Here is a 25651-nt window from a genome sequence, read left to right on the forward strand (position 1 = left end):
TCAGCAATTTGATGGTGCGATCGCCCTATCCCTGTAACCTAATTGGCAGCCATTACAACGAATCAGAGACGGTGCCACTGCATGACGAATCTCACAGATTTTTGGTAATTTTTTATACCAATTTCCAAACTTATTGCTACGATTTTGAGGTTAATTTAATGTTGCATCTTTAATTATAAATGGTATTATTATGAGATGAATAAAGTCATCCTGAATTATCTATTTCAAGATTTTTCCCAGGCTTTAACCCATTTAGGCAATACTCAACAATATTTAGCCACCGCTACTGGGTTAGTGATTGTGCCACTGTTTTATTTCTACGATTCTCTGGTCAACTTGGCTGTTTATCCCCAAAAAACAGCGGCAGAACAGGAACAAATTTTGACAAAAGTGACGAATAATCAAACAAAAATGCAACTGTTTGCCCAGAATGCGCCGATGAATTATCGCCATAAGTTTGATTTAGTGGCAGCGGAACGCGATCGCGTATTGGGGAATAAAGCAGAAGCCATTGAAATCTACGATCGCGCGATCGCCGGGGCGCAAAAAAATCAGTATCTCCAAGAAGAAGCATTAGCCAATGAACTGGCCGCCAAATTTTATTTAGACTGGGGAAAAGAAAAAGTGGCGACTGGCTATCTCCAAGAAGCTTACTATGCTTATGCTCGTTGGGGAACACAGGCGAAAATCGCCGATTTAGAAACTCGTTATCCCCAAATGCTGGCGCCGATTCTCAACCGAGAAAAAACCCGATTAATTTATCCGCAACTATTGCTCACTTGCCTGCTATTACTCACACTTCTCATTCCAGTAGTTTCTCAGGAATTTTAGATTTGGCATCGGCGATCAAAGCTTCCCAAGCCCTTTCCAGTCAAATGGAATTATCTGAGTTACTTTCCAGTTTAATGCAAGACGATTTTAACGTGATTTTTTTCCAGGGTATTTTTCCAGAGCAATTTTTTTGATTTCGCCAAAAGAAACCGGGTTTCTGTTTTGCTGACCACCGATAACTGGGATACCCGCAGCAGAAACCCGGTTTCTGAAAATAGAGAATGGCGATTAGCGCGATCGCTTTTCTTGGTCTTGACGACGGCGATCGCGCCACTCCGCTAGGGTTAAATAGATTACGCCACCGCTAATTGTAATTAGCAACAGAAAAGCGACCGAAGCCAGTATAGTCAAGGTCGAAGTTTCCACTACTCCTCCATTGGATCATAATGTTGAATCATAATTGTCGATTTTCCATTGTAAATCCAGGCAACAGGCAAGAGGCAAGAGGGGCAGAGGAGATGAGGAGCCCGCCGTCGGATGAGGGGATGAGGGGCAGAGGAGATGAGGGACAAAATTCTCCCCTGTTCCCCCGCTCGATGGCGGCTCCCCTGCACCTCTTCCCCCGCTCGATGGCGGCTCCCCCGCTCCCCCGCTCGATGGCGGCTCCTCTGAAAAAAACCCTCTAGGGCATTGCGGGCAATTCGCCCAAAATTTTGAATTGAATATGATTCAAGGCCAATTCACCAATGGGGATTTGCCGCTTATGGACGCGCACCCCATCCAGATTGAGACTTTCAAAGCGGATGCCTTTGCCCAATTCCACATGATACCAAGCCAAACCCATAAAAAATCGCAGGGGATAAGTGCCACGTTCGATCAAATCATCGGGGTTGGATTCCATTGGCACCCAACCGACACCGGGAATATAAAATTCCAACCAGACATGATTGTAGTCAGGGTGCAGGGGAATATTTTGCCGGTCAGGATGGGGCGGACATTTATAGCGACCCACAGTTCGACAAGCAATCCCATTGAGACGCAACAAGGCTAAAAGGACGCCAACATATTCGCCACAAGACCCAACCCCTCGTTGCAAAACTTGATCCGGGGGATCGATTTTCGGTTGAATTCCGTAAGAGAGTTTGTCATAGACATAATCCCGAATGCTGAGAATTTTCCGCAGCAAATTAGTTTCAGTGCCGATCGCTTCTTGGGCAGCTTGGCGGACAATTTCCGTATCCATTGCCAGATGATCGTTATCCACTAAATAACGCTCTTGAAACTCTGGGGGCAGTGGGGGTAAATTTTCCACATCTAGTGGTTTTAATTGATACTTAATCCCCCGCACTTCGATCAAAGCTTTCCAGCCAAAAATTCCCGATTGATGACCTTTTAAGTGATCGAATTTAAACAGAGCAATGCGTTGTCCTTCTTCAATTTCTTCCGTAAAAGGCATTCCGATCGCTTCCACCGACCTAAGATGCTGGCGATCGGTTTCCGCTGGCAAAGCAATGCGCCATTCTAAATTTTCTAAATGAACCTCATCAAGACAAGCCAACTCTTCCACATAAGACATTTCCACTAAATAGCCATTAGACAAGGTAAAACCCTGGTCTGGGTTATAATAAAAATCTAGGGGATGAATTAACACGCGATCGCGGAAAGTTAACTGATAAGGATCGCTGGAATTCGGGTCATCTCTAATATAAGGTTCCTCATTAGAATAAACCACATATAAAATATCTTTGCCGGTGGTGGGATCTCGGTGAAACGCCAAACCCGTCGGATTTGCAAAGGGAGTTAACACGCTAAATTTAATCTCACCTGTGGCGCGATCCATGCAATAAACCGTTTGTTCGGTACTATCACAAACCCATAATTCTTCTTCCCGAACCGTTATATTTTCCACTCCAATGCCCGGAGCATAAAACTGAGTAATTTGTTGACCATTATAGCGATTAAAAACGAAAATTAAGCCGGTTCTTTGACAGCTAACATATACCGTCGATTGCCAAACCGCCACACTATTGGCGGGATACGCTAAGGTGACAAAATGTTGAGGATTTAACCGTTTACTTCCCAGGGTATCGGTGACATTCTCACAAAAATACACACTGTTATCACGAGTTAACCATAAGCTCTTGTCCCAAATCCCTAACCCGGTACTATCAATAAATTCCTCAGCTTGTTCAGGATTGAGAACCTTAGTATTATCATTAGTGCAGTCTATTTCAAGTAAATACCCTCGAATTGAGTCAATAGTTATTAAGCGATCGCCAATAAATGCCATGCCGTGAAGTTTATAGACCCCATGAGGTCTAACTGTTCTTAACCATTGATTTGTTTCAGCGGAAACAATGAGTTTTTCTAGAGTCATACGGAATGTGAGATTGCTAAAATTAAACCGGGTGCCTGAATCATACCCTTGCCTTTTCCTTTCCTGACTCTAGCCAAGATTAAATTATGCTTAAATTTTTAACCCTGGCCACTAGGCGGAACGGAAATTAGCAGTTATCATAGAATAAAAGTTTTTCTGTTGGGTTGCTAGGCTCGCTCCTGGTTAAACTGCTCTAAACGCAAGGATCCAAACGCACAATACAGCATCAAGGAAGCAGCATAAAGGCGATCGCCTCGTTTCCCCAGAGGATAACTTTTACTCTACCAGGGTACTCTACCAACGGGTACTGAATTCTATCTGTTCAGAGAGAGCGTTTCTTTACCCACCGGAGATCAATGCAATTACCCGGCTGTGATCTAGGGAACCAATCGGTTTTAAAAGTCTCTGGTATTTAGTAAACGTTTCACATCCCCTAAATCTGGCCCGGATTAAATGACGTGCATCTACCGAACAATCCATCTACCAAATGAGAAAATATCATAAATATCGTGCTTTTGAGACATTTGGTAAATTAATCATTTGTCCGGGTAAAATCCCCGGTAGGTAATTTCAAGCAAGCAGGTTTATTATGTCTGGGAAAAAGCATCCTCTAAATATATTGTCAATTTCTCTGCTTCTCTTTCTGGGACTCTTTAGTACCCCGATCGCCCGAACCCAAGCCCAAAGCCCTATCCAGTCCAGGGAAATCAGTCAAGGATTAGGCAGTGATTGGAATGCCTTTGAGACAGAGAACACGGGAAATGCACCCGGTCGAAGAGTCGGTGGGGCAACCAGAGGCAGTTGCCCAAGCGGGCGAAAACCTTTGACCGCCATCATTCCTGAATCCGAAATCGGTCGAACTGTCTCACCATATCCCAGTATTTTTTTATATGTGCCTTCAACTCCCGAAAAAACCAAAATGGAGTTTGAACTTCGGGATGAAAACGAAAATTTGCTTTACAAGCAAGAGTTCTTGGGTAACGGACAAGATGGCATTTACCGCATTGATATTCCCACTTATGTCAATCCTTTGCAAGAAGGTAAAAGTTACCTTTGGTCATTTAGCTTAATTTGTAGTGAAACCGACTTAGCGGCAAGTTCTGTGGTGGGTGGCTGGATTAACCGGATCGAAGATAGTCAATTGGTTCAAAGACAAATTCAATCCGCCCCTCCAGGCGATCGCCCAGCAGAATACACCAAAGAACTCCTCTGGTATGATTTAATGGCCAGTTTAGCGGATCTGCGTCAGTCAGAACCTAACAATCCCACCTTTGAAAATAGATGGGAAAATTTACTAAATGAGGTCGGTCTAAATGACTTGGCAACTGAACCGTTAAATTAAACAAGTAAATTGAAGCCTAAAAGCGATCGCTAGAAACAGGCGTTTTCTGTAGAAACCTGGTTTTTTGGGTCCTCTGGGGTGGGGGTAGAAACCCGGTTTTTTTAAAAAACCGGGTTTTTTGAGTTGCTTGAATAAACCTGGTTTTTTTGGTCTTCTGCTTGCTTACAATTTAATCGCTGGCTTCAACTCTGGCTGAACCTCTGGGTTAAAGAATTGCTGATTTTTCACCAAATTAGGCATCACTAAATCGGCAATAATCGGCACATGATCTGAACCTAAACTAGGCCCAAGGCGCAGATCCGCCACTTGAATTTCCTCACTAACTAAGCAATGGTCAACGGGAATAGCTTTGAAGAAATTTTTTGCTTGATAAGTGGGCAAGATGCCGAAACCTTGACGAGTATTTATTAACCGGGAATTTTTTAAGGTATTTTCGTAATATGGCGACCACATCGTCACGTTTAAATCTCCCGCCACCACCACAGGTTTTTTTAGTGCCGCAACAGTTTCAGCCATTTCTTTTAACTGTTCATTGCGCCAATTAAATCCATCCTGACCAAATACAAATGGCGGATAAGCATGACTGGCAATCAGGGAAAAATCAGCCCCTTGATTAATATCAGTAATCACATAGCCACGATTTTTACCATGAATGTTTAGCTTAGGATTTTCTAGGGGCAGAGTGCTATAAATTTGGATATCAATCTTTTCTGCACTCACATGATAGTTAAAAGTATCATCTAATTTTTTCAGTTCTTGGATCCATTGATTACTCGCCTCCATAAAAATGGCAATATCAGGTTTTTCGGTTTTCACCCAAGAAATTACCTGATCGTATTCAGAGTTACTAGCTAATACATTAAACGCCAAAACTCGCAGAGTTTGCGGGGGATTACTGGCAGCAATTCCTTGGGGAATATACCAAGGCAAAATTTCCATACCATTGATAAAAATACTCACTAAACTCACCACGACCCATTGTTGCCGCTGAGTTAAGAAAAAGTAAACTAAAGCAGATATTCCGATCGCTAAGTATTGGGCTTTAAAAGAGTTGGTAACATCCAAATATTGATGGTATAAGCCCAAGTATCCCGCTAAGGATAAGCACATCGTCATCAGGATGAGTGCCACAAAAGCATAGAAAATCCATTGGTTTAGCGCCGAATTCGATCGCCCTTGGAAAACCGTCATAAGCAAAGATGTTTCTCGCAGATCGCAAAATTAATCCTTTTTACTATAACTGGCGATCGCCTCATCGGAATAGGCAGAGTGGCCCCCGGTCGGATCCGGCGACTTTTCTCCGACCGAAAGCCCCGAAAGCCCCGAAAGCACTACCTACATTCACGCGATCGCCTTAAATCGATGATTGATTAAACAATCAATAATAAATAAAACTTAATAATTAAGGGAAGATTCTCAAGAAGAAATAACAAATATCACTGGATGATCGAGAAAAAAATATCAGCTAATAACTAAAAAAATAAATCAATAAAATCCTTGACACTTCTGTTCAATATTAGTTATAAAGGAAGAGTATCATAACTTAAGCAGGCTCTAGATTTACATTAAATATCTGCATATGCGATTTTGGTGATAAATACCCAGCATAAGTTAATCTTTGATGCGTAAATAATCAGTATCAATCAAAAGACCGTATATGAGAACACAATCTTTGCTTGCACCCTTGAGTTGTTCGGCTTTAATTAGCGCTGGATTAGGCTTATTGATGCCGGTTTTGCCTGCCTTAGCCGTCACTTCTGAAGTCAACAATATCAACCCTGTAGAGCATTCTAGTGTGACAAATTCTGAGCAATTTCTGATCTCTCAAGGGGGGTGCCCAAGAGCGAAGGTCATCGAGGCTTATGAAACCGATACCTACTATGCCTCAATTTGTGAGGATCGCAATGGGGAGCGGTTTTATTATGGCCAACACAAAGGCAACGGAAGTTCGGTCAACGTCTACGGAGTCGAATCCACAGATAGTGGATACTACATAGCGTATACCACCGATGATTCCGGGAATGAATACACTTACATGGTTGGGCCATCTTTGGATGTTTATAAGAACGGTGATTTGATTTTTTCTGAACCGACTTATTAATCAATAATTGGTCACTTAAAAACCAATTTTTTCAGAACATCAGGGATGATCTACAAAAATTTTGACAGCTTTTTAGTTTTTATGGTAAAACACAGCATGATAGTTAAACCAGCCCACCGCTTGTCTTAACTATCATGTTCTTTCACGTTTTCCTGGGTTAAAGGTGATGAAATTACCAACGCCCAGGGTATATCGGATTAGATCGGGGTGAATCGATGATGATTAGACCCGGAGAAATTCAGTTTGTGGATAAAAATAATCAAAATAAAAAGGCGATCGCCTCAACTATGTCTTGAAAAGAAATTTGAGAAGTGCGATCGCCCATAAGGGGGAGATAATTTGTGGATGCTATAAAACCGCCACAAACTTTTTACATGAATAGATTATAACTCCAGTTTTTCTATTTTGTCAACAATAGTCGATCTACTTTTTGCTTACCGAAAAATCGGCTATTCTCCGAGGATTTACGGATCGGGGGTCACATCCCAAACCGACGGGAAACGACGTCAAAGCCGGGGGGAGAAGGGAAAATTATTAATTAAAGGGATTAATTAAAGGGGTTTGAGGGGGGTGAGGATGACCGAGAGGCGATCGCTTCGGCGACGATTTTGCCAGAACAGATCGTTCCGGGAATTCCTGCCCCTGGATGAGTTCCAGCCCCCACCAAGTAAAGATTTTCCACATCTTCGCTATGATTGTGGGGTCGAAACCAAGCGGATTGCATCAAAGTTGGTTGCACGGAAAAAGCACTGCCCAAGTAACTATTGAGGGTATCCCGGAAATGCAGGGGATCGATGTAACGTTCCGTCAAAATATGTTGAGATAAATTTGGCAAGTAGCGCTGTTCTAAATAGTGGATAATTTGATCTCGGTAAGATTTCGCCTGAGTTCGCCAATCCGTCAGCCCCGCTAAATTGGGCACGGGAGAGAGGACATACCAAGCGTCACAACCTTCAGGGGCGATCGCCGGATCCGTGGCAGTGGGACGATGTAAATATAAGGAAAAATCCGCCGCTAACTGCTTGCGGTCAAAAATATCCTGCATTAACTCCCGATACCGTGGGGCCATGATAATTTCATGGTGTCCCATTTGCTCATAACGGCGATTGGTGCCGAAGTAGAGGACAAACAACGACATAGAATAATTCATCTTTTTGAGGCGGCGATCGCGGTATTTTCGGCGAAACTTTTCCGGTACCAAATTCAAATAAGTATGGGCGACATCCCCATTACTGACAATCACATCAGCGGCAATAAATTCCCCATTTTTCAGCTTTACCCCATCGGCTTTGCGGGTATTTTCATTCATAGAAATTTGCTCAACCTCAGTATTGAGGAAAATTTCCCCGCCCATTTCTGTAAACAACCGTACCAAGGCTTGAACCAGCGCCCCAGTGCCGCCCATTGCATACCAAATTCCTTGATGTTGTTCTAATTGGTGAATCATCGCATAAATCGCCGAACTGGTAAAAGGATTTCCCCCAATCAATAGGGGATGAAAACTAAAAACTTGCCGCAATCTTTCATCCTTAATATATTGATTCACAAAGGAAGTGACAGATTTATAGGATTGCAACTGCAACATATCCGGCGCCACTGGCAACATATCCGTAAACCGGCTAAAGGCTTTGGTCATCAAGGGAAATCCTTTTTGATAAATTTGCTCCGTAGCTTGAGCAAATTGCTCATATCCTGCCACATCTGCGGGATTAAATTGCCGAATTTGCTCAATTAAAGCATCGCGATCGCTGTTATAATAAAAAGCGGAACCATCGGCAAATCTCACGGTATAAAAAGGGTCAAGGGGAACTAACTGGACATAATCACTGGTTTTTTTGCCATGCAGTTGAAATAACTCATCAATCAACTGGGGCGCCGTAATAATCGTCGGCTCGCCATCAAAAATAAAGCCATCTTGTTCATAAACATAAGCCCGACCTCCTGGGCGATCGCGCTTGTCCAAAATCTGCACCTGATGTCCTTGGGCTTGCAATCTAATTGCTGCCGATAAACCGCCAAAGCCACTGCCCATTACTACAATTTTCATCTGATTTTATTTCACCTATTTCACCCAGATTGCCATAATGCATCAAACAAGTTGCATGCATTCTGATCTTAATCCCGTTGTTCCACTACTCCGACTAAAGACTGTAAATCAAACAGGCGATCGCCCCCACTCAAACAAATTCCCGCACTAATTACCGTCAAATCCTCTTTAGCGATCGCCGAAGTATGACACTCCCCCGTAGTCGTAGTCCATTCCACCAACCAATAATCATCCCCGCGATCTTCAAACTTTTGTAACTCACCGCCCCCCATTTTCAAAGCCTGCTGTAAACGCCCTTCATCATTTTTCTGATGAAAATTGCCACTCTGGTTTGCCCGCAACTCATAAGCGATTCGCATTTCTGGAGTCATCCCTTTAAATCGCAGTTTTTCCGGTGGCGTCATCTGCTGAAATTGCAGGCACAACTCCTGGGTCGCGATCGGATCTGCCCGTCGATCGATCGCTTCAAACCACCAAGAAGCCCCATCAAATCGAGCCATAATCGGGTCAAAGGATCCAGCCTCACTCACCAAATGCACCACCACGGGCTGAACCACGGACTGAATTAATCCCATGCGCTGCCGCAAATCCGACTCATTCACCGGATAAGCTAACCAACTTTTCCCTTGAATGCGATCGACTAACCACAAACGCACTAAAGGAAATTGGGCTAAATATTCCGTAATCTCTGGTAAATCTGCCTCCGCCACCAACCGGGCAGTTTTCTCATTTATCGGTTGAAAAATTCCCCAACCTTCAAACTTTTTCGATTTCGGAGTAAAAGTATAAATCAACCCCGCCACACGAGTTCTAACTTTTCCCCCCCTGACCGACGGAGCAACAAATTGGGTTTCGCAAAGTTGGGCTAATTCGGCGGCAATTTGCTTGATTAAATTTCTAATATCTGCCATAAATTATCTTTTGCCAGAAATTTCAGGTAATTTGCTGTAATTGCTGTAAAAGCTGCAAAAATTCTGGCGGCACTTTGTCCACCAACCAAACGCCATTATCACTCCGATAAAACGGATAACCTTGGGCATCCATAGCGGCAGCATCTACCATAAAGACCACCGGACGACCGTGGCGTTCTCCTACCTTTTTGGCGATCGCTATTTCAGCGGACAAATGCACATGATGACGGCTCATTTTCTGCAATCCTTGCTTCAGAATTGAATCCACCGCACTTGCTGCCGTACCGTGATACAGCTTCTCTGGAGGCTTGACTGCTGCTAACTGGAGGTCAACCGCAACACTATGGCCTTGATTTGCCCTAATTTTACCTTTAGTTTCATCAAAAGAAAAACGTTTTTTATCATTTTTAGCCACCACTGCTTGCAACTCATCCGCCGAAATGGGAAAGCCATCTTTTGCAGCGGCAGCTAACAGCATTTCTACCGGAACCCAACCGCTAACATCCAGAGTTAAACCCAGTTTTTCTGGCTGGTGACGTAAATGATAGCTCAGATATTTACTAATTTTTACCAATCGCGATTGATGCATCATTTTAACCGTGCCTCAAACAAACTGATAAGTAAATTCAGAGATTAAATCAACTCGACCTTTGCGTAAAAAAGCCGGATCGAGTCTTTCGGTAGTATTACAGGTCATTAAAACCACCAATCGCTGTTGGTCTTGAATCCCCGATTCTGAAATCACACTTTTGTATAAAGTACCATCAAGTAAACTGAGAATATGCTCAGTTTTGCTTGTCCATTGAGCCGCTTCTCTGGCTCGATCTTGGGCTAAGTTATCCGCTTCATTAATAATTAAGCAAATCCGCTCTAAATAACTCGGTGGGATAAAGTTTTCTACCGCATCATGGTCAAGAATAAATATCACATAACCCAAGGGGGATAAAATTTCGTGAGCGATCGCTTGTGTCCAGGCAGTTTTTCCTGTACCGGGCTTTCCTTGGACCAAAACCGCTAATTGTTCTTGGTTGAGAATAGCTTCTTTCACCTCATGGGTAAAGCTTTGAATATTGCTAGGAAAAGAACTCAGGGGATATTGGCTATGAATTTTCCCCACGCGAGTTTGATAACCACTCAGCATCACCGCTAAATTTTTGGTAGCTTGGCTGACCAAATAACCTAATTTTTTGGCCATAAGAGTATATCGTTTAATGGTACTGCCCCCACTGTTAATTTGCAGCCATATATCTGGTTTTGACCAATAAGCGAAAATGGTGCCGATCGCATCTAATTTTTCCCATTTGTCAAAGCGATCCACAGGATAATAAAAATGTCGCTCATCGTAACATTGGAGAATCATATCCGGGCGACCGATTAAATCTAAAATTGCGAAAACGGTAATTTCTTGTAGCCTGCGGAGAACATAATCAATGGGAATAGTATCCCGGTTGACCAACTGGAATACCGGAGTTTCTGTACTCAGGGTTTCTAGATAATCCTGATTAGGCAGGGGCGGTTCTGGGGTAATATAGTCCCAAAAATCATCGATATTATAGCGTAAATCTTCGGAAAACAAATTCAAAATATTCGCCCACCAAGCATAGTTATTTCTGCCTAAATTATCGGCGATTCGACTGAGCAAATCTAAACTTTTTTGAGTTATTTTCCACGGATCATTAGACACCAGTTCTAATAAAAATTGCGGATCCAGGTCACGATATAAGGGTCGCCAACCATTTCTTAACAGGTCTTGTTCTTGATTTTTTCTATACATAGGGCTGTCGTTATAATCTCGAAAATATCTCATGCCCATAGGTTTCAAGTAGGTCTATGATAATGAATGCGATGATGAATGCGATGATGAATGCTGTGAGTGAATCAGATGGTCTAAAGCTGGTTTATGGACATTTAAAGAATAGAATATCGATTAGACCGTTGAACAGCATTTTGAGTCAATCTTTCAATCAATAATTGAATATGTTAGCACCTCTCAACGAAATGTATTATTAAATAATACATTGTATTACGAAAATAATAACACAAAAAATACAGAATTTGCCCACTTAACACAGAAATATTGGCCAAATCAACAGAAACCGCCACCTCTGGCATGAGATGACGGTGACAAATCAGTCATGTTGATCGTGTTTCGCATTCCGCCCCTGTGGTCAATGGGCGATCGCGACCATTCTCAGGGGAGAATCATCATCTAGCCCAATAGGTGCCTCGCCAAATATAGAAAAATAAAATACTCCCAATCAAAGCACCCAGATTCCATTTAAATGAATTTTTGAGCAAAACCTGACGCTGACTGCTTCGAGTGGCTTGAGTTTGAGCGGGTAACTGTTCTTTCGCGGTAGCAACTCGTGAGAGAATATCTGATTTAAGCTCCTGAGTTTTGGTCGTATCTACCGGCAACCCTATGCGGTTAAGTTCCACAGCCAGGTCTTGCAGTTGTTCAGTGCTGCTTTGATTGACTTGAGTTTCCACGGCTTCGAGTTCAGCCTGCCTTTGTTGGGCTTGCGCTTGAATATTTTGATTATTTTCGGCATTGATCCGCAGGGTATTATTAATCCCTAGAGGCAAGAGCAATAAAAAGGCGATCGCCAACAATAAAGAAAACCAAGATACAATTTTTAAGAAAATATCTTCTAAGCGATTGCGCTCATAATCTTCCCCAAAAAAAACCATCACCAGTCCTAACAATGGCACCGGCAACCGTTCCACAACTGCGCCCATTGCCTGCAATTCCCAGGCCGCGTTAGTCAACTGAGGTGGATAAAAAACTAGAAGATTGTCAGCCAGTGCAAACAGCAATAAACCGTACCCTACCAAGCGTAGTCTATAGATGGAAAGTCCTTGTTCTTGCGAGCCACTCATAAAATTAGCACCCTCCCTTTTATACTTGATATTTTATTTATCTAGCTATCTAATTCTTTGATAGCTTTGATAGCTTTGATAGCTTTGATAGCTTTGAGTGAATTATGATTAGTGAATTATCGCTGTGGAAATCGTGGCTGCCACCATTCATACCAAGAAAACCAAACCTCTTCTAACACAGGGTAAAGTTCTTTTGGTGATTTCCCGGTTTCGATGGGTATAGATAACGTTGTCCAGAGACAACGACTGTCTCTCAAAGGCGCTCTTCCCAGCAGCCAAGGAATAATTCGACCCAACTGAAAAGCTTGACTGTTGTACTTTTGGCCAAACTGGTCTGTAGTCAATGTAGTTCCAGGGATAGGGTTAATGCAGGCAGCAAGGTTAACGCGATTTTCCTTCTGCCAAAGACCATAAAAACCGATGTTTTTATCTTGCCGCATTTCTACTTTATTCTGTACCCAGTTTTCATAACCATACTGTTCAATGACACCCTGGAGACCGGAGGCGTTATCCAGCACCACATAGTACATTTTGATGTCCAGGGAACGGTCGTCTTGCAAATATTGATAATGAGTGCCAGAGACAAACAAAGCATCTTCGGTCACGGGCAAGGGTGTGGCTTTAATCTGCTGCCACCCGGATAAAGGTACGGTTTGAGGAAAGTCAAAAGCAGATAGGGAGCGATCGCTACTTGCTGGATAGAAAATCGATTTTACCAATACCAACAGAACACCGGCAAACGTTGTCCCTAACAGGGCGATTCTAGCAGTTTTCCAGGAATCAGCAATCATTGATTATTCTCCCGATGGTGAATTTTTCGGTTCATCTCGCAACACCGTAAACCAGCAGAATAATCCAAAAATCGCCACCGCAATCATCGAAAAAATTAGAGAACCATCCCCATAATGCCAGTATTCAAAAGCTTTTTGACCATAAAAAGCTAACAGATAGGTCATCAGAGCAACTCGGGCGCCATTGACCACAAATGCCACCACGGTTGCACTCAGCAGCACCAAAATTTTCTGGCGTAAATTGGTGGGAAACATTAATAACACCAGCATTGCCAGTCCCAGCAATTGCAATATTGCCCCGACTCCGGTACAACCAGAAGCGACTTCTAAACTGGAGTTGGCGACAATTAGATGAACTCCTTGGCGAGTGACATTAACACCTAAATAATGAAGCATAAAATGGCTAAATCTAGCGGTGACTGGGGCAACATCAATAAACTTTAAAATTAATCCGGGGGGAATGGCAATAAAACCGACGATCAGTAGTTCTTGCCAATATTGCTTTAAGCCTTTGAAACCAGAAGCCAGCAGCCCCAGCCCTAGCCCAGAAATTAACGGTGAAAAACGCAGGAAAATGTCATAACCGGAGATGGAAAGACTTTTGAGTAGCACCAAGGCGAGGATCGAGATGCCCGCCAAGGTTGAGACTAGCTCAGTTTCCAAGTCCAGTGAGTCTTTTTTTTCCCACATCAGTATCGCACCCGCGCCCCAAAACAGCAAGCTGGTGCCGAGTACATCGACGTTGTTCGATCGCCAAGTTAAGGTGAGATGGATGGCAATTAAGCCTGTGGCGATCGCCAACAGCCAATACTTGGGACTTTCCCATAATTTAAGCGAGTCCATAAGCGAGTTCATAAAAGTGATGGTTAATTATTTTCGTCATCCAAAGATTGTATTGACTAGATGTTTCTGCTGTTTTAACTCATAAATACTGGGTTTCGCAAGGGATGAAACATTTACCTAGAGTCAGGGTTGGGGAACCATAAAAAAGCAGTTGGTCTATATAACCAACTGCGGAAAAGTATTTTATCCAATCAAATCAAAATCCCATCAATGCAGGCGCAGATTCTTTTATGGAGACTAAGCTTGTTTCCCTTGACGACGACGACGAGCGGCCAACAAACCAGCGCCTCCCAGGACTAGACCACCAATCGTCAACGGTTCGGGGGCTTCAGCGGTGACGATAAAGTCATTGTAGTCAGCATCGCCAGCATTCCAGTAGATATCCTCAAAGCCAATACTGACAGGTTTGAAACGATTGGGATCAGTTGGATGAGGCTGGAAAGGATCTGCGACGGAGTAGCCACCTGGATTAAGCAACGCTGCACCATCATTGCCATTTTTAGCTTGACTGTGGGGTGCTTCAAACACTGCGCGTTGGCCTCCCCCAATATTCAGGGCATTCATGGTGAAGACAGTTCTTGCAGTGCCAGTCCCGTCAGGATTGGCGCTGGTCAGACCGAGAGCGTAAACTTTGTTGGCCAAAAAAGTCACTGTGGTGTTGACGACTTGGACTGCACCGCCTTCGATAGTTCCCAAAAATCCGTTCTTGGAACCATTGTCAGAATTTTTTACTTCTTTGAACAAATCGGCGACCAAGGTGGTCTGGAGCTTGCCTTTGGCGTCTTTAGTCACTTCATAAACAGACACGGTAGACTTGAACCAGTTATTAGACTGGATAAAGTTAAACTTGACACCTGTGTCCTGGCCAAAGCTCATGCCATTGTTGCCAAATGAGAAGGCTTGGGCGGCACCGGCAAAACCTAGTAAAGCGGTGGCGGTAGTAGCGGCAGCGGCAGTAGCGAATAATTTAGTGTTCATCATGGCTCCCCCTTGATTGCTTTTTGTGAGTTTTTATTGAATCGAAAAATTGATTAACTAGGTAGCGGGTTGATTGGGTGAGTTTGAATTGAGTGATTAAACTGTAATCTTGTCACCCTCTCGGACTTAGCTGATTAAATTTTTAATATTTTTCAGCGTTGTGGTCAAACCCTGATTTTTTTCTCTGAAAGTTTTATCTTTACTGGATAAATCAATCCTAACAAGCGGATCATCTTGAATCATCAGTAATTTTCCCTATCTTTATATAAAGTTTCTGTGAAAGCATCAATCAATGGGTTTGTCTGAGGCAAAGACTACTAGAATAAAGATTGCTGGTGACAATCTCAAAGGTTTTGTCCTTTTGTTGCTGATACTCTTAGATTAACCGATCGCCCCATCAACATAAAGCGATCGCCGTAAGCACCTGCGGTGATTTTCGTCACCATCGCCCCCAGATGCCATCTTGATTCGCTTTCAGACATCTTTAATCGACCTAATACCGAGCTAATTCTGATGATTTATTGGTTATTTGGTTATTTGGTAAAAATATCAAACCAACAACCACACACGACTCAAACCTCTGATGTAACACAGAGGATTTCGCGGACTGGAGTCGATCGCCGCAGCGATAATCCGATTAACTTCCCAGCGGCGCCCCCAAGAATGTGAATTTCTCATGTAGTTACGGATGCCTCTCCGTGAAAATACGAGGATTGACTAAAATTGACTAAATTAGACCGCTGGGGAAAACTCTCACAAAAATCATCACAAAAATCATCACAAAAATCATCACAAAAATCATCACAAAGTTAAACTTGCCGCGATCGCCCCCGATTTTCTTTTCTTGTCCCCTGCGATCGACCGATAAGCGCGAATTTTGCCCCGTTTCCATGCCGCAGCCTTGCCCGAATATCAGGGGCGATCGATTCAAATCCCCACCCAGGGATAATGGCAAAGACTTCTGACTACAGAGGGGAAAAATTTTTCCGGTTTATTTAATGATGAATTTGTGATGCCATGAGTGGGGACGATCTATGTAGTCATGGTAGTCAAAATTTTTATCCCTTGGATGCAAATCAATCATGCTAAGGCAAATTTTAAGCTTTTCTTCATAGACAGCTTTTATGATTTTGGGCAATAGGTTTGCTAATCTCCGCTTCATAGTTTTCCTAAGTTTTTCCTAGATTTTGATGTCACCAGCATTTGACATTTGAATTCCTTGATTTAACATTGCAGTAGGATATTTATCAACTTAGAAAATTTACTTTCATATTGATTAGCCATGAAGCTGGCAGATAGAGTTGCTCAAATTACCCCATCACTCACCTTGGAGATCGCTGCCAAAGCCAAGGCGCTGAAAGCAGAAGGAATTGATGTTTGTAGTTTCAGTGCCGGAGAACCGGATTTTGATACCCCGGATCATATCAAAGCGGCAGCGGCCAAAGCATTGGAGGCCGGAAAAACTAAGTATGGCCCGGTGTCTGGGGAACCGAAGTTGCGCGAGTGCATCGCCAATAAACTGAAAACTGATAACGGTCTGGACTACAAAGCGGAAAATGTGATCGTCACCAATGGCGGAAAGCATTCGCTTTATAACTTAATGGTGGCGATCCTCAATCCTGGTGACGAAGTAATCATTCCGGCGCCATATTGGTTGAGTTATCCAGAAATGGTGCGATTAGCGGATGCGGTCCCGGTCATTCTGCCCACCACCGAGGAGAGTGGCTATAAAATTACGGCGGCACAACTGCGGGCAGCCATCACACCGAAGACTAAGTTATTGGTGTTTAACTCCCCGTCAAACCCGACCGGGATGGTTTACAGCGCGGCAGAAGTGGAAGCGATCGCGCAAGTTGTCGTGGAAAAAGATATTTTGGTCGTTTCCGACGAGATTTACGAGAAAATTCTCTACGAGGATGAGAAGCATATCAGTATTGGTTCCCTCGGTGAAGAGATATTTAAACGCACCATTATTAGTAACGGGTTTGCCAAAGCTTACTCCATGACCGGGTGGCGTTTGGGCTATTTGGCTGGGCCCTTGCCGATCGTTAAAGCCACGAGTACCATTCAAAGTCATAGCACTTCTAACGTTTGTACCTTTGCCCAATATGGCGCGATCGCGGCTTTGGAAGGGTCACAAGACTGTGTAGCGCAAATGGTAGAAGCCTTTGCCAAACGCCGACAAGTCATGTTTGATAGATTAACGGCCATTCCGGGAATCATTTGTCCCAAACCTACCGGCGCCTTTTATATGTTTCCCAATATCAGCGCCACCGGGATGAAATCGCTGGAATTCTCCAAAGCCTTATTAGACTCGGAGAAAGTTGCCGTCATTCCGGGGATCGCTTTTGGCGCCGATGATTGCATTCGTCTCTCTTATGCCACGGATCTCGCCACCATTGAAAAAGGCATGGATCGCTTAGAGAAGTTTATGCGAAATCAAGGACTTTCCTAGGCGATCGCTTATATAAGTAGGGTGGGCAAATTTTGCCCACCTTTTTTATTGGTTGATTGTTGATTGTTGGTTGTTGGGTAGGGATTCTTTGGTTGTTGGTTGGGGAACAGGGAACGGTTGTCAGGGAACGGGGAACGGTTATCAGGGAATATTGCAATAGTTCCTGTTGCAATAGTTCCTGTTCCCTGTTCCCTGTTCCCTGTTCCCTGTTCCCTGTTCCCTGTTCCCTGTTCCCTGTTCCCTGTTGGTTGTTGGGTAGGGATTCTTTGGTTGTTGGTTATTTGTTATTTGTTCTACGTCATAGAATAACGAATAAGCAATAACAGGGAAAACCCATAATGCTACAATTATTAATCGTTAATGTTTAATAATTAATCATGTCTCCAGACTTAAACCAGTTACTTTCTCACATCTTCCTGAGTATCCAACAAGGAACCTTTCAAGTAAATGGAAATTCGGCTTTAGTTCAAGCCACCCAATTACTACCAAGCACAAATCCCCAGTTAATTAATCGTGATTTAGTCTGGAAAATTTTAGACTATTTAATAGACTCACGGCCATTTTATCTAGATTACTTAAAATTTAGTGAAGTTTGCTTAAATGCTGGTTTAATTAACCCGCAGCTAATAAATAAAAAATCTAAATTAGGGGAAAAACTGGCGAATATTTATGCTCAATGTTCGGTAAATTATTGGCAGCATAATGATTTAACTACCGCAGAATCTCTAGCCCAGAGAGTGATTCAACTGCAACCAAACTTAGCCGGTGGCTATTTTAATTTAGCGCAAATCTGGGAAAAAAAAGAAAAAATATTAGAAGCAATTCAAGCTTGCCAAAAAGCAGTACAACTAAATCCAGAATTTACTGAAGCTAGTCATTTTTTAGCGAGACTTTACACCATAAATAACTATCAAAATTGGCAAAAATGCCGATATGTCGATGCGGTTCAAGTATCGCGTCAAGCATTGGAACTAAATCCTAATTCCGCAGCCATGCAGTTTAATTTAGGATTAGCACTATATTATCACGCTTTATTTGATTATCAAGGGGCAGCGTTTGACGAAGCAGCCCTGAGATTTACCAAAACTTTAGAATTTAACCCAGATGTTCTGGATGCCAAAGAACGACTGCAAACCATTCCTTATTTGCAAAAATTTGCCGCAAAAGGCTATTCTATTTCCGCAGAATGCTTTACTTGTTTGATTCCTCTGTGGACAAAGCATTTAAAGAAATATGCCGGTTTCCCCGGATTACAGATATTGGAAATTGGCTGTTTTGAAGGCATGGCGACTTGTTGGTTACTGGATGAAGTGCTGACGGATCCTGACGCCAGAATTACTTGTATTGATATTTTTGAAGGGGTGTTAGATTTCCAGATTAATAATCCGGAAAAACATCGGTTAATTGAGAGAAATTTTGATGTTAATATTGCCCGCAATGGGGCAGGATATAAGGTGAATAAAATTGTGGGCTATTCCCAGGAAGTGATGCGATCGCTCCCCTTAAATTCCTTCGATATTGTCTATATTGATGGTTCCCATAAAGCCAGTGATGTCTTAGAAGATGCGGTGATTAGCTGGCGATTAGTGAAACCCGGTGGGCTGATTATTTTTGATGATTATAATTTTGTCTTTGAAGACCATCCCGAATGGAATACCGGACTGGCGATCGATGCTTTTATGAAGCTATTTGCCGACCAACTCAAAGTAATTGAAATTGACCAGCGCCAAGTTTTCTTAGAAAAAACTGGTTGATAATTGATAATTGATAATTGATAATTGATAATTTGATTTAATTGTCAATTGTCAATTATCAATTGTTAATTGTTCTCCCCCGCTCCTCCGCTCCTCTGCACCCCTGCACCCCCGCACCCCCGCTCCCCCGTTGTCTCTTGCCTTCCGGTCAGGGTAGAAATCCGGGCATCGCGGCGGATAATAGAAAGGACGCTTAATAATGCTTAATAATTTTCAAACAAAATGGCAAGAGACTTACGCGGATTCCTGAAACTCCTAGAAGAACGGGGACAATTACGTCGGATTAGTGCTTTGGTTGACCCGGATTTGGAAATTGCCGAAATTTCTAATCGGATGCTGCAAGCGGGAGGGCCGGCACTTCTATTTGAAAATGTCAAAGGTTCCGATCATCCCGTGGCGATTAATTTGATGGGCACGGAAGAACGGGTTTGCTGGGCGATGAATATGGAAAAGCCCATTGAGTTAGAAGAGTTGGGCAAAAAGCTGGCGATGTTGCAACAGCCAAAGCCACCGAAAAAGGTCGCCCAAGCGGTAGAGTTTGGTAAGGTGCTGTTTGATGTGCTCAAAGCCAAGCCAGGACGGGACTTTTTCCCCGCTTGTCAGCAGGTGACGATTCAGGGAGATGATTTGGATTTGGGCAAAATCCCCATGATTCGCCCTTATGGTGAGGATGCGGGGAAAATTATTACTCTGGGTCTGGTGATAACCAAAGATTGCGAGACGGGAACGCCGAATGTGGGGGTTTATCGGTTGCAGTTGCAATCCCGGAATACGATGACAGTGCATTGGTTGTCGGTCCGGGGAGGCGCCCGCCATTTACGCAAGGCAGCGGCAAAAGGGCAAAAGTTAGAAGTAGCGATCGCCCTCGGTATTGACCCACTGATTATTATGGCTGCTGCGACGCCCATCCCCGTGGACTTATCAGAATGGTTATTTGCCGGACTTTATGGGGGCAGCGGGGTGCAACTTGCCAAGTGCAAAACCGTGGATTTAGAAGTGCCCGCTGATAGTGAATTTGTATTAGAAGGAACTATTACCCCTGGGGAAGAATTGCCCGATGGTCCATTTGGCGATCACATGGGATATTACGGCGGAGTGGAAGATTCGCCATTGATTCGCTTCCATTGTATGACCCATCGAAAAGACCCAATTTATTTAACCACATTTAGTGGTCGTCCCCCGAAAGAAGAGGCGATGTTAGCGATCGCTCTCAATCGGATTTATACCCCAATTTTGCGGCAACAAGTCTCGGAAATTGTGGACTTTTTCCTGCCAATGGAAGCCCTAAGTTATAAAGCCGCAATTATTTCCATTGATAAAGCTTATCCGGGACAAGCGCGACGGGCTGCCCTGGCTTTTTGGAGTGCCTTGCCCCAGTTTACTTATACCAAATTTGTCATAGTCGTAGACAAAGATATTAATATTCGCGACCCCCGGCAAGTGGTTTGGGCAATTAGTTCTAAAGTTGACCCATCGCGGGATGTATTTATTCTGGAAAATACCCCCTTTGATACCTTAGATTTTGCCAGCGAAAAAATCGGCTTAGGGGGACGTATGGGCATTGATGCTACTACGAAAATTCCCCCGGAAACCGACCATGAATGGGGGAAACCTTTGGAGTCAGACCCCGATGTAGCGGCAATGGTCGATCGCCGTTGGGTCGAATATGGATTAGGTGATTTAAAGTTAACCGAAGTCAATCCCAATTTATTTGGGTATAACATTCAGTAAAATTACCAAAAAATCACTACCGCAATTGTCAAAGTTATGAAGTCCAAAAAAAACCTGTCATTCCCGCGCAGGCGGGAATCCAGAACACCTATGTACTTCATCCAATACAGCAATTGTCAGAGTTATAAAGTACAAAAAAACCCTGTCATTCCCGCGCAGGCGGGAATCCAGAAAACTTCTGTACTTCCCGAACGATAATAACCGCTATAAGCTAAAATTCCCGGTTTTTTCGACCGGGAATTTATTATATTTTATCAGGGTAGATTTATTAAGCAAAATCTTGAATTTATATCACTGCTTAATCGTTAAATAATAAGTATAATTTCTGACCTTAATCTTCAGAATTAAAATCCGTTATTTTTCCACCAGTAATCCATTACTTCCAGCAGTTTTTCCGCCGACAAATCGTTGATAATGGTCGCCGCTTCTCCGCCTTGGCAGTTGCGATCGATTAATTTAGCCACTAATGGAGCGACGGGAGAATTTTGTTCTGGATTACTTGATGTAGCGTCTAAACTATCAGAATTGCGAGAAGTATAAACGGAAAATGTAGAGACTGGGGAAATAGTTTCAGTAGCAAACATTGTTTTTGTTCCTAATCTATTAAGGGTTTTGTAATTCGTTTGGCTTTGGTTGCCATCCTTATATTTATTAGTATCAACAGTGCTTGTTTGCGATCGCGTCTATGGTTTGTTCAACTTATGTATAACTTTAGGGAATATTTGTGCGACTTCTAGGAAACGGCCAAAATAGGGACGGGGGTGCAGGGGAGCAGGGGAGCCCGCCGTCGGCGGGGGAGATGAGGAGCAGAGGAGATGAGCAGCAGAGGAGATGAGGAGCAGAGGAGATGAGGAGCAGAGGAGATGAGGAGATGAGGAGCAGAGGAGATGAGGAGAAAAATTCTGATGGCGGGCACCCCCGCAGATGGTGGGCACCCCTGCACCCCCGCAGATGGTGGGCACCCCCGCACCCCCGCAGATGGTGGGCACCCCCGCTCCTCTGCTATTGAACGGTGAGATGATATTTCTGGAAAATCGCGATCGCATTTTTCACTTCTGCCGGACTGGGCGGTTGCGTGTCGTGCAAACGGTAATCATAGCCCAGAGTTTCCCACTTATACTCGCCCATTTTATGAAACGGTAAAACTTCCACTTTTTCCACATTATCTAAGTGGGAAACAAACTCTGCTAATCCCTGAATATTATCCTCGCGATCGGATAGATTTGGCACCAAGACAAAGCGAATCCAGGTAGGTTTATGAATTTCTTGTAAATATTTAGCTAACCTCAAAGTTGGCTGAATGTCAACATGGGTAATTTTAAAATAAGTAGCGGGGTCGTAAGATTTAATATCCAATAAGACTAAATCCACATATTCTAATACAGGTTTTGCCACTTCTAAAGCCACAAACCCAGAGGTATCTAGGGCGGTATGGATGCCTAATGCTTTAGCGTGTTTAAAGATTTCGGTGATAAATTCTGGTTGCATCAAAGGTTCACCCCCAGAAATCGTCAGTCCTCCACCGGAAAAGTCCATATAAGTCCGATATTTTTGTACCTCCGCAATCAAATCGTCAACGGACATTTCTTGACCATCTTGGATGTTCCGACAATCGGGGTTATGACAATATAAACACCGCAGGGGACAGCCTTGGGTAAAAATAATAAATCGGATGCCGGGGCCATCAACGGTGCCACAGCTTTCTAGGGAGTGAATTTTACCTGTAATTTGCATAATTTTTTGAATATTTTTTTAATATTTATGACTCGTAGGGACACGGCGAAAGCCCATGTCCCCGGATAACAAATATAGAACTTTTATCCCTATTGATTCGGTGCGTTACGGCGGTCATAAACCGATAATTCTGGTTGGTTTATCATGGGGTTTTGACCGCCTAACACACCCTACGGGACTTGGCGGATTTGATTAGAAGCGATCGTGGAAAGTCCGCGTAATCACATCCATTTGTTGTTCGCGGGTTAACTTAATAAAGTTCACCGCATAACCGGAAACCCGAATCGTTAACTGGGGATATTTTTCTGGGTGTTCCATCGCATCATGGAGGGTTTCACGATTGAGGACATTCACATTAATATGATGTCCGGTTTCGTGGAAATAACCATCTAATAATCCGACTAAATTATTGATGCGAGATTCTTCAGTTTTACCGAGGGCTTCTGGGACAATGGTAAAGGTGTAAGAAATCCCATCCTGGGCATCATCATAAGGCAGTTTGGCGACGGAACTCATAGACGCGATCGCGCCTTTAGTATCCCGTCCATGCATGGGATTAGCACCTGGGGCAAAAGGTTCGCCCGCTTTGCGTCCGTCGGGGGTATTTCCTGTGGCTTTCCCATACACCACATTAGAAGTAATGGTCAGAACTGATTGAGTGGGAATTGCATCACGATAAGTCTTATGTTTGCGGAGGTTATTCATCACTTGCCGGACTAAATTCACCGCAATTTCATCTACACGGTAGTCATTATTGCCAAACTTAGGATAATCCCCTTCAATTTGATAATCGACGGCCAAACCGCTGTCATTGCGAATCACTTTCACCTTGGCATATTTAATCGCCGATAAAGCATCAGCCACCACCGATAAACCGGCAATTCCACAAGCCATTGTCCGCTGAACATTTAAGTCATGTAACGCCATTTCTAAGCGTTCATAACAATATTTATCGTGCATATAATGGATCGTATTCAGGGTGTTGACGTAGGTTTTGGCTAACCATGCCATCATCACGTCAAATTTGGCCACTACCTCATCATAATCTAGATAATCCGCAGTAATGGGATCGACTTTAAGCCCGATTTGCTGGCCAGATTTTTCATCTTTGCCACCATTAATTGCATACAGCAGGGCTTTGGCTAAATTCACCCGCGCCCCAAAGAACTGCATTTTTTTGCCAATTTCCATCGCCGAAACACAGCAAGCAATTCCGTAATCATCGCCGAATTGTGGCCGCATTAAATCATCATTTTCATACTGAATGGAACTGGTGGTCACGGACATTTTGGCGCAGAAATTTTTGAATTTCTTGGGTAGAAATTCTGACCATAACACGGTTAAATTCGGTTCGGGGGCGGCGCCTAAGTTATCTAAGGTATGCAAGAAACGATAACTAGATTTGGTGACTAAAGGACGGCCATCTTCTCCGATACCGCCGATCGCTTCTGTGACCCAAACCGGATCTCCAGAAAATAGCTGATTATATTCAGGCGATCGCAGGAAACGCACCATCCGCAGTTTAATGACAAAATCATCAATAATTTCTTGGGCTTCGGCTTCGGTTAAAATGCCCTTTTGGAAATCCCGTTCAAAATAGATATCCAGGAAATTAGAAACCCGTCCCAAAGACATGGCGGCACCATTTTGTTCTTTGACGGCACCGAGATAAGCAAAATAAGTCCATTGCACTGCTTCTTTGGCATTAGCCGCAGGAACACTAATATCAAACCCATAAGCGGCGGCCATTTCTTTTAGTTCGACCAGGGCTTTGATTTGTTCGTTTACTTCTTCCCGCAGTCGAATGACTGACTCATCAATCACATCCACTTCTAGGGCAGAAAGTTGGTGTTTTTTATCCAGAGTTAAGCGATCGATGCCATATAAAGCGACCCGACGATAATCCCCAATAATCCGACCCCGACCATAGGCATCCGGCAACCCGGTAATAATCCCCGCATGACGGGCTAAACGCATTTCACTGGTATAAGCATCAAACACCCCATCATTATGAGTTTTGCGGTATTTGGTGAAGATTTCTTCGGTTTCTGGATCGAGTTGATAATTATAAGCTTCCAGAGAGGCTTTGACCACCCGAATTCCCCCCAGGGGCATAATCGCACGTTTGAGAGGTTTTTCGGTTTGTAAACCTACAATAATTTCCTGGTTTTGGTTAATATATCCGGGTGCATGAGCGGTAATACTTGATGGGACTTTGGTATCCACATCTAGCACTCCTTTCTCCCGTTCCACCTTCATTAATTCTAAGACTTCTTGCCAAAGAGATTTGGTGCGTTCTGTGGCCGTTTTGAGAAATGATTCATCTCCTAAATAAGGAGTATAGTTTTGTTGAATAAAATTTTGGATATTAACTTCTCGCGTCCATTTTCCGCCGGTAAAGCCTTCCCATTGCTGACAAATTTGACCCAGATTTTGAAGGGTTAGTTGGGTGGGACGTTCCCGATGCATAATCATAAATTTTTTTACCTGCTGTGACACAACTTGGCTAAGTAAAATACTTTGGATATCGCTTAACCAACACTCAGGTTCCTTTTATTTATGACTATATCAGGTTATCTTTGTCGATCGCGGTTGTTTTATGTTCATTTTATGTTCAACTTATGTATAACTTCGGGTCATGGGGGATGGGTTACTTACGGGCTGCCCCTTTTGGCCTTCTGATACTAAAACTTAGCAAATTATTTACGTTAATGTTAGGTGACATTAATATTAGGCAATATAATCTTTTTTTAAGAAATGTTGGGACTCATGGCGAATATGCGATCGCACACCACATTCCCCTGCGATCGCGATCACGGAGAATTCTGGTATGCGATCGCAGTTATTTTTTGTCCATATCACCGAGTCAGGGCGATCGCACTCAACAAAAAATCAGACAGTGATCGCTAATTTGCAACTTCTCGATCACGGCTGTT

Annotated in this window: 25 protein-coding genes; 9 read left to right on the forward strand and 16 right to left on the reverse strand. The window is 43.3% G+C overall.

The annotated features are described in order from the left end of the window. Positions 1 to 195: 195 nt before the first annotated feature. Positions 196 to 831: a hypothetical protein gene (locus tag AM228_RS13675; protein ID WP_054466662.1), complete on the forward strand. Its 636-nt coding sequence runs from the start codon at positions 196 to 198 to the stop codon at positions 829 to 831. 228 nt (positions 832 to 1059) lie between these two features. Here AM228_RS13675 and AM228_RS35250 read toward each other — a convergent pair whose 3' ends face one another. Both AM228_RS35250 and AM228_RS13680 read right to left on the reverse strand, forming a co-directional pair. After that, positions 1060 to 1197 carry a hypothetical protein gene (locus tag AM228_RS35250; RefSeq protein ID WP_190880523.1) on the reverse strand — a complete coding sequence of 46 codons (138 nt, stop codon included), beginning with the start codon at positions 1195 to 1197 and terminating at the stop codon, positions 1060 to 1062. Between the two features lie 256 nt (positions 1198 to 1453). Continuing rightward, positions 1454 to 3148, reverse strand: a complete 1695-nt coding sequence (locus AM228_RS13680; protein WP_054466663.1) for a transglutaminase family protein — start codon at positions 3146 to 3148, stop codon at positions 1454 to 1456. Positions 3149 to 3737: 589 nt separating this feature from the next. On the opposite strand from AM228_RS13680, the gene AM228_RS13685 reads away from it, so the two are divergent. Then, on the forward strand, positions 3738 to 4490 hold the full coding sequence (locus AM228_RS13685; protein ID WP_054466664.1) for a DUF928 domain-containing protein: 753 nt from the start codon (positions 3738 to 3740) through the stop codon (positions 4488 to 4490). Between the two features lie 162 nt (positions 4491 to 4652). Here the strand turns inward: AM228_RS13685 and AM228_RS13690 are convergent, their stop codons facing one another. Beyond that, positions 4653 to 5681, reverse strand: a complete 1029-nt coding sequence (locus AM228_RS13690; protein ID WP_054466665.1) for an endonuclease/exonuclease/phosphatase family protein — start codon at positions 5679 to 5681, stop codon at positions 4653 to 4655. 8 nt (positions 5682 to 5689) lie between these two features. Between AM228_RS13690 and AM228_RS32595 the strand changes: the two genes are divergently transcribed. Further along, complete coding sequence (locus tag AM228_RS32595; RefSeq protein ID WP_156331764.1) at positions 5690 to 5848, forward strand: hypothetical protein; 159 nt, start codon at positions 5690 to 5692, stop codon at positions 5846 to 5848. A 299-nt stretch (positions 5849 to 6147) separates the two neighbouring features. Further along, on the forward strand, positions 6148 to 6591 hold the full coding sequence (locus AM228_RS13695) for a hypothetical protein (protein WP_054466666.1): 444 nt from the start codon (positions 6148 to 6150) through the stop codon (positions 6589 to 6591). 547 nt (positions 6592 to 7138) lie between these two features. On the opposite strand, the gene AM228_RS13700 is transcribed toward AM228_RS13695, so the two are convergent. From AM228_RS13700 to AM228_RS32600, 9 genes are all read right to left on the reverse strand, one after another. Beyond that, complete coding sequence (locus AM228_RS13700) at positions 7139 to 8638, reverse strand: phytoene desaturase (protein ID WP_054466667.1); 1500 nt, start codon at positions 8636 to 8638, stop codon at positions 7139 to 7141. 68 nt (positions 8639 to 8706) lie between these two features. Then, positions 8707 to 9549: a hypothetical protein gene (locus AM228_RS13705; protein ID WP_054466668.1), complete on the reverse strand. Its 843-nt coding sequence runs from the start codon at positions 9547 to 9549 to the stop codon at positions 8707 to 8709. A gap of 22 nt (positions 9550 to 9571) precedes the next feature. Continuing rightward, positions 9572 to 10141 (reverse strand): RNA 2'-phosphotransferase, encoded by a 570-nt coding sequence (locus tag AM228_RS13710; RefSeq protein ID WP_369817730.1) that lies wholly within the window; start codon positions 10139 to 10141, stop codon positions 9572 to 9574. Positions 10142 to 10153: 12 nt separating this feature from the next. Further along, the gene (locus AM228_RS13715; protein ID WP_231636792.1) at positions 10154 to 11323 is read right to left on the reverse strand and encodes an AAA family ATPase; all 1170 of its coding nucleotides are present in this window, start codon (positions 11321 to 11323) and stop codon (positions 10154 to 10156) included. Between the two features lie 431 nt (positions 11324 to 11754). Further along, entirely contained in the window at positions 11755 to 12429 is a 675-nt protein-coding gene (locus AM228_RS13720; protein WP_054466670.1) for an HpsJ family protein, read from the reverse strand. 116 nt (positions 12430 to 12545) lie between these two features. Continuing rightward, entirely contained in the window at positions 12546 to 13220 is a 675-nt protein-coding gene (locus AM228_RS13725; protein ID WP_054466671.1) for a cyanoexosortase A system-associated protein, read from the reverse strand. Positions 13221 to 13223: 3 nt separating this feature from the next. Then, a complete protein-coding gene (gene crtA / locus AM228_RS13730; RefSeq protein WP_082348878.1) occupies positions 13224 to 14063 on the reverse strand; it encodes a cyanoexosortase A in 840 nt (279 codons plus the stop codon). A gap of 237 nt (positions 14064 to 14300) precedes the next feature. After that, on the reverse strand, positions 14301 to 15044 hold the full coding sequence (locus AM228_RS13735) for a PEP-CTERM sorting domain-containing protein (protein WP_156331765.1): 744 nt from the start codon (positions 15042 to 15044) through the stop codon (positions 14301 to 14303). A 341-nt stretch (positions 15045 to 15385) separates the two neighbouring features. After that, positions 15386 to 15523: a hypothetical protein gene (locus tag AM228_RS32600; RefSeq protein ID WP_156331766.1), complete on the reverse strand. Its 138-nt coding sequence runs from the start codon at positions 15521 to 15523 to the stop codon at positions 15386 to 15388. Positions 15524 to 15554: 31 nt separating this feature from the next. Here AM228_RS32600 and AM228_RS32605 point away from each other — a divergent pair, with 31 nt between their 5' ends. Further along, complete coding sequence (locus tag AM228_RS32605; RefSeq protein ID WP_156331767.1) at positions 15555 to 15710, forward strand: hypothetical protein; 156 nt, start codon at positions 15555 to 15557, stop codon at positions 15708 to 15710. Positions 15711 to 15768: 58 nt separating this feature from the next. Here AM228_RS32605 and AM228_RS32610 read toward each other — a convergent pair whose 3' ends face one another. After that, positions 15769 to 15996, reverse strand: coding sequence for a hypothetical protein (locus AM228_RS32610; protein WP_156331768.1), 228 nt, complete (start codon positions 15994 to 15996; stop codon positions 15769 to 15771). 327 nt (positions 15997 to 16323) lie between these two features. Between AM228_RS32610 and AM228_RS13740 the strand changes: the two genes are divergently transcribed. From AM228_RS13740 to AM228_RS13750, 3 genes are all read left to right on the forward strand, one after another. Further along, complete coding sequence (locus tag AM228_RS13740) at positions 16324 to 17496, forward strand: pyridoxal phosphate-dependent aminotransferase (RefSeq protein WP_054466674.1); 1173 nt, start codon at positions 16324 to 16326, stop codon at positions 17494 to 17496. 377 nt (positions 17497 to 17873) lie between these two features. Further along, positions 17874 to 19250: a class I SAM-dependent methyltransferase gene (locus AM228_RS13745; protein WP_054466675.1), complete on the forward strand. Its 1377-nt coding sequence runs from the start codon at positions 17874 to 17876 to the stop codon at positions 19248 to 19250. A 222-nt stretch (positions 19251 to 19472) separates the two neighbouring features. Beyond that, a complete protein-coding gene (locus AM228_RS13750; RefSeq protein ID WP_054466676.1) occupies positions 19473 to 20981 on the forward strand; it encodes a UbiD family decarboxylase in 1509 nt (502 codons plus the stop codon). 344 nt (positions 20982 to 21325) lie between these two features. On the opposite strand, the gene AM228_RS13755 is transcribed toward AM228_RS13750, so the two are convergent. From AM228_RS13755 to pflB, 3 genes are all read right to left on the reverse strand, one after another. After that, a complete protein-coding gene (locus AM228_RS13755; RefSeq protein WP_054466677.1) occupies positions 21326 to 21565 on the reverse strand; it encodes a hypothetical protein in 240 nt (79 codons plus the stop codon). A 418-nt stretch (positions 21566 to 21983) separates the two neighbouring features. Then, a complete protein-coding gene (gene pflA, locus AM228_RS13760; protein WP_054466678.1) occupies positions 21984 to 22715 on the reverse strand; it encodes a pyruvate formate-lyase-activating protein in 732 nt (243 codons plus the stop codon). Between the two features lie 192 nt (positions 22716 to 22907). Continuing rightward, a complete protein-coding gene (gene pflB, locus AM228_RS13765) occupies positions 22908 to 25190 on the reverse strand; it encodes a formate C-acetyltransferase (protein WP_054466679.1) in 2283 nt (760 codons plus the stop codon). 282 nt (positions 25191 to 25472) lie between these two features. Here pflB and AM228_RS32615 point away from each other — a divergent pair, with 282 nt between their 5' ends. Next, the gene (locus tag AM228_RS32615; RefSeq protein WP_156331769.1) at positions 25473 to 25625 is read left to right on the forward strand and encodes a hypothetical protein; all 153 of its coding nucleotides are present in this window, start codon (positions 25473 to 25475) and stop codon (positions 25623 to 25625) included. Positions 25626 to 25651 lie beyond the last annotated feature (26 nt).

It is taken from the genome of Planktothricoides sp. SR001 (genome assembly GCF_001276715.1).
GTDB classification, from domain to species: domain Bacteria; phylum Cyanobacteriota; class Cyanobacteriia; order Cyanobacteriales; family Laspinemataceae; genus Planktothricoides; species Planktothricoides raciborskii.

What these genes read in the sequence shown, in the direction of transcription:
- AM228_RS13680 (WP_054466663.1), bottom strand. Translation starts at nt 3,148, where the DNA reads ATGACTCTAGAAAAACTCATTGTTTCCGCTGAAACAAATCAATGGTTA.
- AM228_RS13755 (WP_054466677.1), bottom strand. Translation starts at nt 21,565, where the DNA reads ATGTTTGCTACTGAAACTATTTCCCCAGTCTCTACATTTTCCGTTTAT.
- AM228_RS13690 (WP_054466665.1), bottom strand. Translation starts at nt 5,681, where the DNA reads ATGACGGTTTTCCAAGGGCGATCGAATTCGGCGCTAAACCAATGGATT.
- AM228_RS13750 (WP_054466676.1), top strand. Translation starts at nt 19,473, where the DNA reads ATGGCAAGAGACTTACGCGGATTCCTGAAACTCCTAGAAGAACGGGGA.
- AM228_RS13685 (WP_054466664.1), top strand. Translation starts at nt 3,738, where the DNA reads ATGTCTGGGAAAAAGCATCCTCTAAATATATTGTCAATTTCTCTGCTT.
- AM228_RS13705 (WP_054466668.1), bottom strand. Translation starts at nt 9,549, where the DNA reads ATGGCAGATATTAGAAATTTAATCAAGCAAATTGCCGCCGAATTAGCC.
- pflA (WP_054466678.1), bottom strand. Translation starts at nt 22,715, where the DNA reads ATGCAAATTACAGGTAAAATTCACTCCCTAGAAAGCTGTGGCACCGTT.
- AM228_RS13695 (WP_054466666.1), top strand. Translation starts at nt 6,148, where the DNA reads ATGAGAACACAATCTTTGCTTGCACCCTTGAGTTGTTCGGCTTTAATT.
- AM228_RS13675 (WP_054466662.1), top strand. Translation starts at nt 196, where the DNA reads ATGAATAAAGTCATCCTGAATTATCTATTTCAAGATTTTTCCCAGGCT.
- AM228_RS13715 (WP_231636792.1), bottom strand. Translation starts at nt 11,323, where the DNA reads ATGTATAGAAAAAATCAAGAACAAGACCTGTTAAGAAATGGTTGGCGA.
- AM228_RS13735 (WP_156331765.1), bottom strand. Translation starts at nt 15,044, where the DNA reads ATGATGAACACTAAATTATTCGCTACTGCCGCTGCCGCTACTACCGCC.
- AM228_RS13740 (WP_054466674.1), top strand. Translation starts at nt 16,324, where the DNA reads ATGAAGCTGGCAGATAGAGTTGCTCAAATTACCCCATCACTCACCTTG.
- AM228_RS32605 (WP_156331767.1), top strand. Translation starts at nt 15,555, where the DNA reads ATGATTTATTGGTTATTTGGTTATTTGGTAAAAATATCAAACCAACAA.
- AM228_RS13720 (WP_054466670.1), bottom strand. Translation starts at nt 12,429, where the DNA reads ATGAGTGGCTCGCAAGAACAAGGACTTTCCATCTATAGACTACGCTTG.
- AM228_RS32615 (WP_156331769.1), top strand. Translation starts at nt 25,473, where the DNA reads ATGTTGGGACTCATGGCGAATATGCGATCGCACACCACATTCCCCTGC.
- AM228_RS32595 (WP_156331764.1), top strand. Translation starts at nt 5,690, where the DNA reads ATGTTTCTCGCAGATCGCAAAATTAATCCTTTTTACTATAACTGGCGA.
- AM228_RS13700 (WP_054466667.1), bottom strand. Translation starts at nt 8,638, where the DNA reads ATGAAAATTGTAGTAATGGGCAGTGGCTTTGGCGGTTTATCGGCAGCA.
- AM228_RS13725 (WP_054466671.1), bottom strand. Translation starts at nt 13,220, where the DNA reads ATGATTGCTGATTCCTGGAAAACTGCTAGAATCGCCCTGTTAGGGACA.
- AM228_RS13710 (WP_369817730.1), bottom strand. Translation starts at nt 10,141, where the DNA reads ATGATGCATCAATCGCGATTGGTAAAAATTAGTAAATATCTGAGCTAT.
- AM228_RS13745 (WP_054466675.1), top strand. Translation starts at nt 17,874, where the DNA reads ATGTCTCCAGACTTAAACCAGTTACTTTCTCACATCTTCCTGAGTATC.
- crtA (WP_082348878.1), bottom strand. Translation starts at nt 14,063, where the DNA reads ATGGACTCGCTTAAATTATGGGAAAGTCCCAAGTATTGGCTGTTGGCG.
- pflB (WP_054466679.1), bottom strand. Translation starts at nt 25,190, where the DNA reads ATGATTATGCATCGGGAACGTCCCACCCAACTAACCCTTCAAAATCTG.
- AM228_RS32600 (WP_156331766.1), bottom strand. Translation starts at nt 15,523, where the DNA reads ATGTCTGAAAGCGAATCAAGATGGCATCTGGGGGCGATGGTGACGAAA.